This window comes from Edwardsiella tarda ATCC 15947 = NBRC 105688 (assembly GCF_003113495.2).
In the GTDB taxonomy this organism is placed as follows: Bacteria; Pseudomonadota; Gammaproteobacteria; order Enterobacterales; family Enterobacteriaceae; genus Edwardsiella; species Edwardsiella tarda.
In genome coordinates this window covers 926,986-942,678 of record NZ_CP084506.1, presented here as the reverse complement: position 1 = coordinate 942,678, position 15,693 = coordinate 926,986, and the positions used below count along the sequence as shown (strand labels likewise).

The 15,693-nt window shown below is 55.7% G+C and carries 13 protein-coding genes; 4 read left to right on the top strand and 9 right to left on the bottom strand.

Going from position 1 to position 15,693, the window contains the following annotated elements; all coding sequences use genetic code 11:
* Positions 1-14: 14 nt before the first annotated feature.
* From sucA to sdhC, 5 genes are all read right to left on the bottom strand, one after another.
* Positions 15-2,822 carry a 2-oxoglutarate dehydrogenase E1 component gene (gene sucA / locus DCL27_RS04345; protein ID WP_005295365.1) on the bottom strand — a complete coding sequence of 936 codons (2,808 nt, stop codon included), beginning with the start codon at positions 2,820-2,822 and terminating at the stop codon, positions 15-17.
* Between the two features lie 346 nt (positions 2,823-3,168).
* The gene (locus tag DCL27_RS04340) at positions 3,169-3,885 is read right to left on the bottom strand and encodes a succinate dehydrogenase iron-sulfur subunit (RefSeq protein WP_228594476.1); all 717 of its coding nucleotides are present in this window, start codon (positions 3,883-3,885) and stop codon (positions 3,169-3,171) included.
* A gap of 18 nt (positions 3,886-3,903) precedes the next feature.
* Positions 3,904-5,670, bottom strand: coding sequence for a succinate dehydrogenase flavoprotein subunit (sdhA, locus tag DCL27_RS04335; protein ID WP_005288932.1), 1,767 nt, complete (start codon positions 5,668-5,670; stop codon positions 3,904-3,906).
* Positions 5,671-6,018, bottom strand: coding sequence for a succinate dehydrogenase membrane anchor subunit (gene sdhD, locus DCL27_RS04330; protein WP_005288935.1), 348 nt, complete (start codon positions 6,016-6,018; stop codon positions 5,671-5,673).
* On the bottom strand, positions 6,012-6,401 hold the full coding sequence (gene sdhC, locus DCL27_RS04325; RefSeq protein WP_035597897.1) for a succinate dehydrogenase cytochrome b556 subunit: 390 nt from the start codon (positions 6,399-6,401) through the stop codon (positions 6,012-6,014). The genes sdhD and sdhC overlap by 7 nt, the downstream gene beginning before the upstream one ends.
* 632 nt (positions 6,402-7,033) lie before the next feature.
* Between sdhC and DCL27_RS04320 the strand changes: the two genes are divergently transcribed.
* From DCL27_RS04320 to DCL27_RS04305, 4 genes are all read left to right on the top strand, one after another.
* Positions 7,034-8,317, top strand: coding sequence for a citrate synthase (locus tag DCL27_RS04320; protein WP_005295356.1), 1,284 nt, complete (start codon positions 7,034-7,036; stop codon positions 8,315-8,317).
* 146 nt (positions 8,318-8,463) lie between these two features.
* Positions 8,464-9,000, top strand: a complete 537-nt coding sequence (locus DCL27_RS04315; protein WP_005288942.1) for a GNAT family N-acetyltransferase — start codon at positions 8,464-8,466, stop codon at positions 8,998-9,000.
* A gap of 295 nt (positions 9,001-9,295) precedes the next feature.
* Entirely contained in the window at positions 9,296-9,634 is a 339-nt protein-coding gene (locus tag DCL27_RS04310) for a zinc ribbon domain-containing protein YjdM (RefSeq protein ID WP_005295353.1), read from the top strand.
* A gap of 807 nt (positions 9,635-10,441) precedes the next feature.
* Positions 10,442-11,161: a LuxR family transcriptional regulator gene (locus DCL27_RS04305; protein WP_005288957.1), complete on the top strand. Its 720-nt coding sequence runs from the start codon at positions 10,442-10,444 to the stop codon at positions 11,159-11,161.
* On the opposite strand, the gene DCL27_RS04300 is transcribed toward DCL27_RS04305, so the two are convergent.
* The 4 genes from DCL27_RS04300 to phrB form a co-directional block, all read right to left on the bottom strand.
* The gene (locus DCL27_RS04300; RefSeq protein ID WP_005295349.1) at positions 11,142-11,810 is read right to left on the bottom strand and encodes an acyl-homoserine-lactone synthase; all 669 of its coding nucleotides are present in this window, start codon (positions 11,808-11,810) and stop codon (positions 11,142-11,144) included. The genes DCL27_RS04305 and DCL27_RS04300 overlap by 20 nt on opposite strands.
* A 598-nt stretch (positions 11,811-12,408) precedes the next feature.
* On the bottom strand, positions 12,409-13,152 hold the full coding sequence (locus DCL27_RS04295; protein WP_005288963.1) for a type 2 GTP cyclohydrolase I: 744 nt from the start codon (positions 13,150-13,152) through the stop codon (positions 12,409-12,411).
* 53 nt (positions 13,153-13,205) lie between these two features.
* On the bottom strand, positions 13,206-14,219 hold the full coding sequence (locus tag DCL27_RS04290) for an MBL fold metallo-hydrolase (protein WP_035597549.1): 1,014 nt from the start codon (positions 14,217-14,219) through the stop codon (positions 13,206-13,208).
* 31 nt (positions 14,220-14,250) lie between these two features.
* Positions 14,251-15,684 carry a deoxyribodipyrimidine photo-lyase gene (phrB, locus tag DCL27_RS04285; RefSeq protein WP_035597546.1) on the bottom strand — a complete coding sequence of 478 codons (1,434 nt, stop codon included), beginning with the start codon at positions 15,682-15,684 and terminating at the stop codon, positions 14,251-14,253.
* Positions 15,685-15,693: the final 9 nt, after the last annotated feature.

The window sequence follows — 15,693 nt, the reverse complement described above, 5'->3', positions numbered from 1 at the left end:
TCCGCACCCTGAACTCATTCCACATGCAATGCATCGTCCACCAGCGCCTGCTGCTGCTCGCGGTGAACCGACATATACCCTACCGCCGGCGAGGCCGAGGCGGGGCGCCCCGCATAACGCAACACCGCACCGAAAGGGATCACCTCGCGGAAGTTGTGCTGGCTGCAATACCAGGCGCCTTGGTTAAGTGGCTCCTCCTGACACCAGACGAAGTCATGCGCCTGGGTATAGGGAGCCAATACCGCCTGCACCGCCTGATGCGGGAACGGATACAGCTGCTCGATGCGCACGATAGCCACGTTCTCTTGGCCATTCTTACGCCGCTGCTCGAGCAAATCGTAGTACACCTTGCCGGAACACATCACCACCCGCTTAACCTGTTGTGGATCGATCGGGTCGATTTCGCCGATCGCCGGCTGGAAGCTCCCCTGCGCCAACTCCTCCAGTGAGGAGATCGCCAGCGGATGGCGCAGCAACGACTTGGGCGACATCACCACCAGCGGGCGCCGCATGCCACGTAGTGCTTGGCGCCGCAACATATGGTAGACCTGCGCCGGTGTCGAGGGCACACAGACCTGGATGTTCTGTTGGGCGCACAGTTGCAGGTAACGCTCCAAACGCGCGGAGGAGTGCTCCGGTCCCTGACCCTCATAGCCATGCGGCAACAACATCACCAGGCCACACAACCGCCCCCACTTCTGCTCACCGGAACTGATAAACTGGTCGATCACCACCTGGGCACCGTTGGCGAAGTCCCCGAATTGCGCCTCCCAGATGGTCAGGGTGCGCGGCTCTGCGCTGGCATAACCGTATTCGAAGGCTAATACCGCCGCCTCGGAAAGCACCGAGTCCCAGACTTTAAAGTCGCCCTGAGCGTGATGCACATTCTCCAGCGGCACATACAACGACCCATCCTTCTGGTTATGGATCACCGCATGGCGGTGGAAGAAGGTGCCGCGGCCACAATCCTCACCGGAGAGACGCACCGGGATCCCCTCATCCACCAGCGTCGCATAGGCCAGCGTTTCCGCGCCCCCCCAGTCGAATGGCTTACTGCCGTCGGCCATTTCCGCGCGATCGGCATAGATCTTGGCGACCCGCGCCTGCATCTCCACTTCCTCAGGCACCCGACTAATACGGCGGGCCAACTCTTGCAGGCGCTGCGTCTCGACGGCGTGGGGATACGCTTCGTCCCATTCGTGGTGCAGGTAGGGGTCCCAGGTCACGCTGTGCATGGTCATCGGCCGCCACTCCTCGACCACGCATCCCCCGCTGTCTAAGGCGTCACGATACAGATTGACCATCTCGGTGGCATCCTCCAAGGAGACCACCCCCTGCTCCGTCAGGCGATCGGCGTACAGCTTGCGCGGCGTCGGGTGTTTCTTGATCTTCTGGTACATCACCGGCTGGGTCGCACTCGGCTCATCGGCCTCGTTATGGCCGTGACGGCGGTAACACACCAGATCGATAAACACGTCGCGCTTAAAGGTATTACGGAAATCGAGCGCCAGTCGGGTGACGAAGGCCACCGCCTCCGGATCATCGGCATTGACGTGGAAGATCGGCGCCTGCACCATCTTACCTATGTCGGTGCAATACTGGCTTGAACGCGCATCCAGCGGATTGGAGGTGGTGAAACCGATCTGGTTGTTGATGACGATACGCACCGTGCCCCCCACCTCGTAGCCGCGCGCCTGAGACATGTTCAACGTCTCCTGCACGATGCCCTGGCCGGTGACGGCCGCGTCGCCATGAATGGTGATCGGCAGCACGATGTCACTGCGCGTCCGATCCAGTCGATCACGGCGGGCACGCACCGAGCCCATCACCACCGGGCTGACGATCTCCAGGTGGGACGGGTTGAAGGCCAGCGCCAGATGCACCGGGCCACCCTCCGTCGCCATATCTGAGGAGAAGCCCATGTGGTACTTCACGTCGCCGGTGCCCAGATGGTCCTTATGCTTGCCAGCAAACTCGTCGAACAACTCATCGGCATGTTTACCCAGTACGTTGATCAGCACGTTCAAGCGCCCGCGGTGTGCCATGCCCAGTACCACCTCACGGGTACCGTGCAGGCCGGCGTGGCGGATCAGCTCCTTCAGCATCGGGATCAACGCATCGCCCCCCTCCAGCGAGAAGCGTTTGGCGCCGGGGAACTTCGCGCCAAGATAGCGCTCCAGCCCCTCGGCGGCGGTCAACTCGCGCAGGAAGCGGCGCTTCTCCTCCGCGTTAAAGGAGGGCTGTCCCATCACCGACTCCAGACGCTGTTGCAGCCAGCGTTTCTCGTCGGTGTTAGTCAGGTGCATATACTCGGCGCCGATGGTGCCACAGTAAGTCTGTTGCAACGCACGGTAAATATCCGCCAGACGCATGGTTTCGCTGCCGACAGCGAAGGAGCCCACGTTAAACGTCTCGTCGAAATCCTCTGCGCTAAGGTTATGGAAGGCCGGGTCGAGATCGGGCACCGGTTCTTGTTTCCACAACCCGAGTGGATCGAGGTTCGCCTGCTGATGGCCACGAAAACGGAAGGCATTGATCAATTGCAACACCTTCACCTGCTTCGCATCGGTCTGCGGATCGTTAAAGCTCTGGCCGAAACGCGCCGGATCTTTAGCCAGACGGCGGAAGTAGTCACGTGTTTGAGAATGAAACTGATCCGGCGGCAATCCATTAGCCGGCAGTTGTTGAAAGAGGATTTTCCAGCTGTGCTCCACCGAGTCGGGGTCCGTGAGATAGTCCTCATACAGTTGCTCTATATAAGACTGGTTCGCGCCCGCCAGATAGGAGGAATCCAGCCAGGCCTTCATTGTGCCGTTTTGCATCGTGATCCCTTAAGCTTATAAAGCCCGTAGTTCGCCGTGGTGAATATCCTATTTTTAACAGATATTCTTGTATTAACTTAATGTTATTAAAAATTTTATCCAATTTACCAACAACATAATCACTGCGTGATAACCCTGCCGCTATTGTATCCACCTCTCGGGGCGGTTTTGACATCAGCGGACAAGTGGATGCCGCCAACGACGGCATACTCAGGGAACCGCTAAAAACCGGCGCAAACCCACGGCGAAAGCGGCTTTTAGCGGTTCTCTGCCCGCCCCTCTCGACAGCGGGGCGGGACAGTGCATTATCCGGCCTATTAGGCTGAATACTATATTTTTCTTAGTGTTAGGCCTCGCGATGCAGCAGCATGGATTTAATGTGACCAATGGCGCGCGTCGGGTTCAATCCTTTCGGGCAAACACTGACACAGTTCATGATGCCATGGCAGCGGAATACGCTGAATGCATCGTCCAAACCATCCAGGCGCTGTGCCGTCGCGGTGTCGCGGCTGTCGATCAGGAAGCGATAGGCCGCCAGCAGACCCGAAGGACCGACAAACTTATCCGGGTTCCACCAGAATGAAGGACAGGAGGTGGAGCAGCAGGCACACAGGATGCATTCATACAGCCCATCCAACTTGGCGCGCTCCTCCGGCGATTGCAGATACTCCCGCGCCGGCGGCGTACGGCCATCGTTGATCAGATAGGGTTTAATCTTTTCGTACTGGGCATAAAACTGCCCCATATCCACCACCAGATCACGCACCACCGGCAGGCCGGGTAAGGGGCGGATGACGATCTTGCGTCCCCCCTGACGTAACGCGGAGATCGGCGTGATACAGGCCAAGCCATTCTTGCCATTCATGTTGACCCCATCGGAGCCACAGACGCCTTCACGACAGGAGCGGCGGAAGGCCAGCGTCGGGCCCTGCTCCTTCAGGCGGATCAGGGCGTCCAACAGCATCATGTCACGCCCCTCTTCGGCCTCCAGGGTGTAATCCTGCATATGCGGCGCGCTGTCTACGTCGGGATTGTAACGATAGATAGAAAATTCGAGTTTCATCACCTATTCCTCGGCAAATCAGTAAGTCCGCACCTTCGGCGGGAACGCCGCGCGTAGTTTAGGCTGCATATTGACGTGGCGTTGTACCATACGCTCGCTCTCTGGCAGATAGAGGGTGTGGCACAGCCAGTTGGCGTCATCACGCTCCGGGAAGTCGAAGCGGCTGTGGGCCCCGCGGCTTTCGGTACGGTAGTTCGCCGCCATGGCGGTGGCGAAGGCCGTGGCCATCAGGTTATCCAGCTCCAGGCACTCGATGCGTTGGGTGTTGAACTCGCTAGAGGTGTCATCCAGGCGGGCATCGGCCAGGCGGTCACGAATATGCTTCAATTCAGCCAAACCTTGCGCCATCGCCTCGCCTTCGCGGAACACCGAGAAGTTATGCTGCATACACGCCTGCAGATCTTTGCGGATCTGCGCCGGATCCTCCCCCTTGCGGGCGCCGTTCCAGCGGTTTAGCCGTAGCAGACTCGCCTCAATGTCCGATTCGCCGGCATCGCGCAACGGCCCCTGCTCTTGCAGACTCTGCGCCAGATGCAGGCCGGCAGAGCGGCCAAAGACCACCAGATCCAGCAATGAGTTACCGCCCAAGCGATTGGCCCCATGCACCGAAACGCAGGCGATTTCGCCGACGGCGAACAACCCCGGGATCACCTGATCGTTGCCGTTCGCGTCCTGGGTCAACGCCTGGCCGCTGATGCGGGTCGGAATCCCGCCCATCATATAGTGACAGGTCGGGATCACCGGAATCGGCTCCTTGACCGGATCGACATGGGCGAAGGTGCGCGACAACTCCAGGATGCCCGGCAGACGGGACTCCAGCACCTCTTTACCCAGGTGATCGAGCTTCAGCTTGGCGTGAGGACCCCATGGCCCCTCGCAGCCACGCCCCTCGCGGATCTCGATCATGATCGACCGGGCAACCACATCCCGTCCCGCCAAGTCCTTCGCGTTCGGCGCATAGCGCTCCATAAAACGCTCGCCATGCTTATTCAGCAGGTAACCGCCCTCGCCGCGACAGCCCTCTGTCACCAAGACCCCTGCGCCGGCGATGCCGGTCGGATGGAACTGCCACATCTCCATGTCTTGCAACGGTACCCCGGCGCGCAGCGCCATGCCGACGCCGTCACCGGTATTAATGTGCGCGTTAGTGGTCGACTGGTAGATACGCCCGGCACCACCGGTCGCCAGGATCGTGGCGCGCGACTTGAAGTAAACCACCTCCCCCGTCTCGATGCATAAGGCGGTACAGCCGACGACCGCACCATCCTGATTCTTCACCAGATCCAAGGCATACCATTCGGAGAAGATGGTGGTGTGATTCTTCAGGTTTTGTTGATACAGGGTATGCAACAAGGCGTGTCCGGTACGGTCCGCCGCCGCCGCCGTGCGGGCCGCCTGCTCACCGCCGAAGTTTTTCGATTGACCGCCGAATGGACGCTGATAAATACGCCCATCATCCAGCCGGGAGAAGGGTAGTCCCATATGCTCCAGCTCTAGGATGGCATCGGGGCCGGTCTTACACATATATTCGATGGCGTCCTGATCGCCAATATAGTCCGACCCCTTCACGGTGTCGTACATGTGCCATTCCCAGTTATCTTCATGGGTATTGCCCAACGCGACGGTGATGCCACCTTGCGCCGAGACGGTATGGGAGCGGGTAGGAAAGACTTTCGATAGTAAGGCGCAACGGAATCCCTGTTGCGAAATCTGCAATGCGGCACGCATGCCCGCACCACCCGCGCCGATCACGACGGCGTCAAACTCTCTCACTGGCAGCTTCATTTATATCCCCCAGACGACCAATGTGCCATAAACCAGATAAACCACCAGTACCACCACGATCGCCAGCTGTAGCAGCAGACGCAGTGCCAGAGGTTTGACATAATCCGTCAACACCTGCCACATCCCGATCCAGGCATGCACCAAGACACACAATAGAGTCAGCAGGGTAAACACCTGGGTCAACCGAGAGGAGAAGAAGTCGAGCCACACGCCATAGTTAAGCGGGCCAGCCCCGACGATAAAGGCCACCAGGTAGATGACGTACAACGTCATGATGATGGCGGATGCACGCAACAGTAACCAATCCTGGATCCCGTTGCGCCCCAGCGCCGATGCATTGCTTACCATACCCACACCCCCGCACAGATGGAGAGCAGCACGGTCGCAGCGAACGCCACCTGCGCCGAACGACATCCCACACTAAACGTCTCTTCCAGATAACCAAAATCCATCAGTAAATGGCGGATACCACCACAAATATGGTAAGCCAACGCCGTCAGGATGCCCCACAACACCAGCTTGACCAGCACACCATCCACCACCGCCGACACCTGCGCGAATCCCTCAGCCGACGAGAGCGAGAGACCGAGCAACCACAGAAGGATACCGATGGAGACGAAGACGATGACCCCGCTAACGCGGTGTAGGATCGAGGCAATGGCAGTAATGGGGAAGCGGATTGTTGGCAAGTCAAGATTGACAGGTCTTTGTTTTTTCACAGTGTTGCCCACATAGCTCTTTTTATTTTCCCTCCTCCGGACCTGGGCGGCGTCAAGCAGCATCCCAAGGCCACGTGATCGCGGGCAGACAGCGTCGGCAAACGGATATCTGACCACACCGGGCGATGGGCGCTGGGTGCTCCACAACAGGCATGCCTACCGACGGCGGTAAGTCCCGGAGACCTGGCGGCAGTATAGGGTCACCACATTATGATTACAATTCAAACACAAAATGATTAACAACATTTAACCAAAACAGTGAGCATGGTCACGCATTCATCAAAAGTTAATAAATAGGCTAACCTCATTGACAATAAATCAACATTTCGATTACAAAAAGAGAATTAAAAGTGTGCGTTATGATTAGATGTTGCCCAATTCGCTTTCGTATGAGACAACGTTAGCCAGCTGTGTTGGAAATTCCTTTCCACGCCGTCAACATGAATAATCATAATCCTTACGCCACCTTGGAAACACATTTTTAACAATTAGTAACGGCAACCACGTGACAAGGAGAGGCCACTACGCCGCTTGACGCCAACGAAAGACGCGAGACGGCCATATCACGTGCCAGGGAAGCTTACCTCGCCGCATCCCGTGCGGCGTCAATGGTTCTAAAAATAGATGTCCCAAAGGAGACTGTAATGGCAGACAAGAAAGCAACGCTGACGGTGGGTTCTGAGCGCATTGAACTGGATGTACTGTCCGGGACGCTAGGTTACGATGAGATCGATATCCGTAAACTTGGCGGCCACGGCTACTTCACCTTTGATCCGGGCTTTACCTCTACCGCCTCCTGCGAGTCCCAGATCACCTATATCGACGGTGATGAGGGGATCCTGTTACATCGCGGCTATCCCATCGATCAACTGGCGAAACACTCCTCATTCCTTGAGGTCTGTTACATCCTGTTGAATGGCGAGCCACCGACGCAGGCAGAGTATGACACCTTCAAGACCACCGTCACCCGCCATACCATGATCCACGAGCAGATTACTCGCTTATTGCAAGGGTTCCGCCGTGACTCACACCCGATGGCGGTCATGTGCGGGGTTACCGGCGCGCTGGCGGCCTTCTACCATGATTCGCTGGATATCAGTAACGAACGTCACCGCGAGATCGCCGCCTTCCGCCTGCTATCTAAAATGCCGACCGTGGCGGCGATGTGTTACAAGTACTCCCTGGGGCAACCCTTTATCTACCCACAGAACGATCTCTCCTATGCAGGCAACTTCCTGCGCATGATGTTCGCCACGCCCTGTGAGGAGTACCAGGTTAACCCGGTATTAGAACGTGCCATGGATCGCATCCTGATCCTCCATGCCGACCATGAGCAGAACGCTTCGACGTCGACGGTGCGTACCGCCGGCTCCTCCGGCGCCAACCCGTTCGCCTGTATCGCCGCCGGTATCGCCTCGCTGTGGGGACCGGCGCACGGTGGGGCCAACGAGGCCTGTCTGAAGATGCTGGAGGAGATCAATCATGTTGATCATATTCCCGCCTTTATTAAGCGCGCCAAGGATAAGAACGACTCCTTCCGCCTGATGGGCTTCGGCCACCGGGTCTATAAGAACTATGATCCACGCGCCACGGTAATGCGGGAGACATGCCATGAGGTGCTCAAAGAGTTGGGAATGAATGACAACCTGCTCGAAGTGGCGCTGGAGCTGGAGCATATCGCGCTGAATGATCCCTACTTTATCGAGAAGAAACTCTACCCCAACGTCGACTTCTACTCCGGTATCATTCTCAAGGCGATGGGGATCCCCTCGACCATGTTTACCGTCATCTTCGCTATCGCCCGTACCGTCGGCTGGATCGCCCATTGGAACGAGATGCACGAAGATGGCCTGAAGATCGCCCGCCCGCGTCAGCTGTACACCGGCTATACCCGCCGCGAATTCAGCTCCCAGCTGGAACGTCGTTAATCTCCCCGTCCCGGTCAGCCAGTCTGGCCGGGTTCACTCCCCCCACCACTCACTCAGCACGCCACGCGGGTACCCGCCCTCCTCTCCACCTCGCCATCGCGTTATACTGCCCGCCAACAAGGGCGGCGCTACGCCCGGGAGACATCATGCAACACACTATCTTACTCGCCGGTCCCGAACTCTATCTGATCCCGGCACATCCGCGCTTTGCCCAGGCGCTGTTCACGCTGGTGGAGCAGAATCGCGAACACCTCTGTCGTTTCCTCAGCTGGCCGCATAGCATGGCGCATGTCGACAATCTCACTCAGACGCTACACGCCCAAGCCGAGGCGCATCAGGCAGGCAGCGCACGCCATTACGTCATCCACTATCAGCAGCACTGTGTCGGCGTAATCTCCTTAAATAGCATCGATCTCCAGCGCCGTTGCGCACCGATAGGCTATTGGCTGGCTCAGCCTTACCAAGGTAAAGGCCTCGTCTCGGCATCCCTCCAGGCATTGATGCGACACTATGTGGCGCAGCGCGAAGTCACCCGCTTCGTGATCCAGTGCATCAGCGTGAATCTGCGTAGCAACGCCGTCGCACGGCGCAATGGCTTCACCCTGGTGGAGACACGTCACCAAGCCTGCGAGCTCGAAGGCGTACGCTACGATCAAAACACCTATCTACGCCGTTTCGATTGAGGCAGGCCAGACGAATAAAACGAACTTTTTAGCACTTTGATAACCAGAGCGCGCCATACGAGAAAATCGCCAACAACTTCAAATAACCAATTGAATAAAAACAATAAAATAAAAAAATTAAGTATACTAAACCGATAGAAATACGATACAAACGGGGGTAAAAGAAAGATTTATCAACAAAAATATCGACGAATGAGGTATTATGGTTGGGTAAAGTTTATTTTCACTACTTTTCCGCCCGATGCCGAGCAAAGCGCCCGCATCCCGGCGGTTTTTACTTTTGCGAGGCCTTATCATGCAACTGCCACACTGCCCGAAGTGTCATTCAGAGTATACCTATCAAGATAATGACATGTATATCTGTCCAGAATGCGCCTACGAGTGGAACGACGCCACCGACGCCGCCCAGGAAGAAGAGACTCTAGTCGTCAAAGATGCCAATGGCAACCTGTTGGCCGATGGCGATAGCGTCACCGTCATCAAGGATCTGAAGGTCAAAGGCAGCTCCTCGATGCTGAAAATCGGCACCAAGGTGAAAAACATTCGCCTGGTCGAGGGTGATCACAATATCGATTGTAAAATCGATGGTTTCGGTCCGATGAAGCTCAAGTCGGAATTTGTGAAAAAGAATTAAGCTTTAGCCGATGCCAGCTAACGGCACTCAGATTCTCGCTCCATTCGACGAGCGAGAATCTAAGACCAATATAAGACAATTAACCGCGCGCATGCTTAATTGAATACGTTTGTAGGACAAAGTCAGTAGAAACTATAATTTGTCACGCTTGTTTTACAATGCGGCAGCAATATTTGTAGATCGATAGTATCACTATTCATATGACAACGAGTGCCGTTCAAGAAATAACCGATAATAATAAATCGATAAAAATCAAAGAATAAGATTAAATAAAATAATAAGAATTAATATTACTAAGTATAAGCAAAGGATTCATTTTTTTCTCCTCTGTAAAGTAGAGAAAAAAGATAGCGCAGGGTCTATATTCTGCTGACATTTTTATGTAAGCTGTGCCTGAAAAGTCGTAGCAGAAACAGAATGAGGACGATTACGATTAGATGAATAGTAACGGGCATGGCCATTAGGCGATGCGTCGTAAGGATAATCAGGCGTACTTTCTCTATTTGTAGTATCTGGAAAGTATCAACCTGATTGTAACGTTTTCCCTGGTGTTGGCCAAATTGGCAACCTGATCCATCGATGGGTCAGGTTTTTTTTTGCCCTCTTAACCTGGCACTTATTCTATTAAGCGATGACAATAACGTCTAGTTAGACTAAGGTATAGCTATCCCGCTGATAATGCAGGAGGCCCTCTACGACTCATGTCAATATCTAGTATCATGGTAGATAGAGGATGTAATTCACCACAGAACGTATTATTGTATACCTAATAGTAGGTGGTGATGCCAATGAGGAGAAAGAAGTAGAGTGATTGCTGATAACGAGAGCCTGGCGCAGGATATCAAGCGGTTTATCGATCAATCTTTATCCTACTATGGGCAACTACAGTTTGCCTATTTATTGCTCAACAAAAAGAATCCCACAGAAATCACCATCATCTCCAACTACCCCGATGAATGGGTAACCTTGTACAAAGAGCACCATTATCAACAGATCGACCCGGTAGTGATCTATGCGCTACGTCGCGTTTCACCTTTCCTCTGGGATGAAAAGATCACGGTGAACGCCAAGCTCAACCTGTCCAAGATCTTTAGTCTGGCCAAAAAATATCAGGTCAACAAAGGCTATACCTTTGTCCTGCATGATGCCGATAACCAACTGGCAATGCTCTCACTGATGGTTGACGATCATAGTCTTAGTATTGTCGAGCAGAATCAAGGAGCGTTACAGATGTTATTGATCAACGCTCATGAGCGCTTCATGACGGGGCAACGGCAACTTCAAGTACAACAGCATAATATTAAAAGTAATAACATGGAGAATATCTTCTCCGCACGCGAGAATGAAATTCTGTATTGGGCCAGCATGGGTAAAACCTATCAGGAGATCGCGCTGATCTTAGGGATTAAAAGCGGCACGGTGAAGTTTCATATCGGCAACGTGGTAAAAAAATTAGGGGTGCTCAACGCCAAGCATGCCATCCGACTCGGCGTTGAATTACAACTGATCAAACCGATTGAGCGCTAATCGTCTCTTCTTCTAGCAGCAAGGGCCAAGCCTGTAGCAATGCCTGCGGATAGGGTTGCTCCAAATCTTGATTAATCCGCTCAATCAGGCAACGCTGATTCTCAGCATCAGCCGGCAAATAGACTAAATAAATCGCCTGATCCTTTTCTGAAGTACCTTTCTCGACGACCGAAACATCCCAACCGGAGCGGGTCAGAATCCGTAGCATCGGATGGCTGACGATGGTATAAATCCCCTGATGGCCTGAGGATAAGGTGTAATTAATCATCGCCAAAAATAACAGATGACATAGCGGATATTGGTTGGCCAACAAGGTACGTGCCCGGCGTTTATCGACAAAGAATCGGCTGGATTCGAAGAACTGGCTGCTGGCAGGGATCTCCGCCTTAGCGAAATACTGGCAAAAGGTACCCACAATCATGTTGTGATAACGCGTCTCGATTAAGCGCACGCTACACACCACATCATTATCCTTTACACCCAGTAGATAGGTCGTATGCTCGCTGTCATACTCATCGAACTCCATGCCATCGCTACAGTTGACAGCCCAATTCAAACGATCTTTAAACGTGCCTTTGCGCAATGAGAATAGCTCGGTAGATGTCGTTCTTGACAGCGACTGATAGTCAACAGCGAAAATTTCAAACATATCCATTCCTTTAACGCCCGTCTATGTAGCTCTCTCCGATCACGGCTTTAGCCAACCGAAAAAAACGCTTCAGGTTGACCATGATAGCGACCGGCACAATCCTATCTTGCCTCTTCCAAGGAGATGTCCGAATTTAGTTTTTAATGATCGCTCGCCTCGACAGATAAGTGTTGTAAGACAACATATAACGATATGGGGGGAGGTCATTCAACGCCGATGAAATACGACTAAGGGCGCTGTATCGAAGCGCTAAATTCATTTGAAAATAAAAGCATTGCTACTTGTCAATATAAATTTAATGCTGCAATAAACTATTCGGATTAACCGTTAGCATACAGGGAAATGGGGGGATAAGACAAACAGAATATGAGAAAGTCAGTCGGGTGATCATTAAAAAAATAATAGCGCGATGGCGTAATTTTTGCAGGCGATTATTAATAGGAAAACAGCCGTGACAACGGCAGGCGCGGCGTACCGCGCAGAATACCGACGCAAGACGCGACAGCGCCTGGGAAATAATGCGCCATTAGGTTGTGGTATTAAATTGGTAATAACATGCTCCACGGGTGGCCGGCCGCGCCGACCCTCCGTGGCACACTCAGGCCGGGTTCGCAATATCGATAAAGGTCACCTCGAGGCCATGCTCGCGCGCCAACCACTCCCCTAACGCCCGAATGCCCCCCCGCTCCGTCGCGTGATGGCCTGCGGCAAAGAAATGCAGCCCCATCTCCCGGGCGATATGAATGGTTTGCTCCGAGACCTCACCGGTAATAAACGCATCGACACCGAACTGCGCCGCCTGTTCGATGAACCCCTGTCCGCCCCCGCTACACCACGCCACACGCCGGATCTTCGCCGGTGCATGATCGCCACAATGCAGTACGCTATGATGCAGTTTACGTTCCAAACGGCCAATCAACTCCCCGGCACTGCAAGGTTCAGCCAATTCACCATAGGGCAGTAGCGGAGCAATAAGCCCTTGTGGCGTAATCTTTAGCACCCGAGCCAACTGAGCGTTATTGCCCAACTGTGGATGCGCATCCAAGGGCAGATGATAGGCATACAGATTAATGTCGTTCGCCAGCAACGTCTTAAGACGCTGACGCCGCATGCCACGGATGGTCGGCGCCTCGTTTTTCCAAAAATAACCATGATGGACTAAGATCGCATCCGCCTCGGCCTGCAACGCGGCATCCAACAGGGCCTGACAGGCGGTCACCCCAGTGACGACGCGCCGTACCTCGCGACGCCCCTCGACCTGCAGACCATTGGGGGCGTAATCCTGCATCTCAGCCACATTCAACAGCTGATTCATCTGTTGCTCTAACAGCCAATTATCCATGCACTCTCCTCAGTCGCATCATTCAATCGCCATCTCGATCCTCGAATAATACGCTACTCACGCCCCGAAAACAGCGCATGCTCCCCCTGCTGCAGATGCCGAAACGCCACCCCGTTACGATTCCCCGCCGCCAACTGTGCCATGATGGTCTGCGCCGCCGTCTCGCCAGCCTGTAGCGACGGTTTAATATGAGCGATCACCACCGGGAATCCGGCCAAGGCAGAGGCGCCACCGCTATAGCGCGCCAGGTTAGTCAGCTCCTGATTGAGCAAATGCGGCGTAAGATGGCCGAAGAGGCGCGCTTGGGGTACCGCGTCACTGAACGAGGTCTCGATGATCATGCCTTGCAGCGCGCCACTGGCCAACAAGGGGCCCAACCGGCGCCAGATGCGATCGAGATGGCTGCTCTGTTCCACACTATCGGCCCCGGTATCGCCAAAATAGGCGAAGTATTCGCCCGATCGCTCCAGCAGGATCATCGCCGAGGTCACGCCGCCGTGGCTCAACGGGTACACCTGAGCGCTCATCCCGCTATTGCCGAGGGCAAAACGCTGCGCCGGGCGCACGCTGTGAATGCGATAGGTCCCCAGACGCTGCCCCTGCCCGGCATCGCTAAAATTGGGCCAGCTTTTCCAGTTAAAGTAGTGATTACGTAGCGTCTCGGCGCTGTTCGCCAGGGTATAGATCGGCTTGCGGCTGTCCTCCGGCGCGGCCAGTAGCAGCCCGGCGACATGGTCGAGATGGGCATGACTGATAAAATAGGCCACGATCAACTCACGCAGCACGTACCCTTGTGGCGTCCAAGGCGCGGCACGTTCGGCGCTCGCCTCGGGGAAGGCGCCCTGCGCCAACGCCTTGGCGATCCCGGGTAAGGTCGACCCCGCATCCAGCCCCAGATAACGCGTATCACGCTCGTGGCGGATCAGATAGGCGGGCAGATTGTCGCCGCTGAGCCCTCCGCCACTGCCTAATGCCACGACCTGAAAACCCGCTAGCGCGGGCAGCGCCAACAGGCCATATAATACAACCCCCACGACCCCACAGCCGATGGTTCTCCTGCTCCACATCCCCTCACCCTCCCTGTCGTCTCGAATCGACTCACCCGCCATCGTCCTCCGTCATACGGGCGCGCTGAAAGGCCAATAGCGTATCTTGCCGCGCCCGAGCGTGATCGACCATGGGGTCGGGGTAGTCTAGCACGCGTCGCTGGCGTAACGCCCAGCGTTGAGGGTGATGGATCTCACTATCCGGCACATCCTTCAACGCCGGTAGCCAGCGGCGAATGAACTGCCCCTGCGCATCATAACGTTGCCCCTGCGTCGTCGGATTGAAAATACGAAAATAGGGCGCGGCATCGCAGCCCGTCGAAGCGGCCCACTGCCAGCCGCCGTTGTTCGCCGCCAGATCGCCATCGATCAGCTGACTGAGGAAATAACGCTCGCCGAGACGCCAATCGATCAACAGATCTTTGACCAGGAAACTGGCCGTCAGCATACGGAGACGGTTATGCATCCAACCGCAGTGATTGAGTTGACGCATAGCCGCATCAATTAATGGAAAGCCGGTCATCCCCTGCTGCCAGCGCCACAATCCCTGTTCGTCGTCGCGCCAACGAATGCGCGCCGTCCAGGGGAGGAAGGGGCGATGGCGACACAGATCGGGCCACGCCACCAGCAGGTGGCGATAAAACTCGCGCCAGATCAACTCATTCAACCAGGCGGCGCCGCCGCCAGAGGCCGCGTTCGGCGAGTCGAGCATCCCCGACTGCAGCGCCGCCAGGCACTGACGCGGCGACACCACCCCCAACGTCAAGTAGGGCGACAGCAGGCTGGTTCCCGCCTGCGCCGGAAAGTCACGCCGCACAGCATAGGTCGCCAGATCGGTGCGGCAAAAATGCGCCAGCCGCGCCTGAGCCGCCGCCTCTCCGGCGGGAAACAACGTCGCATCGACCGTCGCCGCGGGGTAGTCGAAGGTAGGCAGCACTGGCGGCGGTGCACAGGGGTAAGCCCGCCGGGTCGGTGCCGGCAACGGTGCATTATCCTGTTGACCCAAAGCCTGTAAGAAGGCGTGTTTAAACGGGGTAAAAACCTTGAACATCTGCCCCGCGGCGGTCAGGACGGCGCCGGGGGGCAATAGCAAGGCATCGTCGAAGCCATGGCAAGGAATGGACAGCGTGGCGCATAACGCCTCATCCCGCCGGCGCTCATTCAGCTCATACTGGCGATTGAAGAACAGGGCCGTGGCCTGATGCTGAGCACAAAAGTGCGCCACCGCCTGTCGCTGGGCGGCATAGTCCGCCACACTCAGGCCATGCAGCGCGATATGACGAGCCGCGAGCTCAAGCCGCAGGCACTGCAGATTCTGCCAAATGAACTGCGCCTGACGGGGCGCCATATCCTGCGCTTGCCACTGACGCGGCGTCGCCACATAGAGCGCCAGCACGCGCGCGTCAGGATCGGCGCAGGCGGCATGCAATGCGCGGTTATCGGTCACACGCAGATCGTTGCGTAACCAGACGACATGGGTTGTCATCGGCGCCAC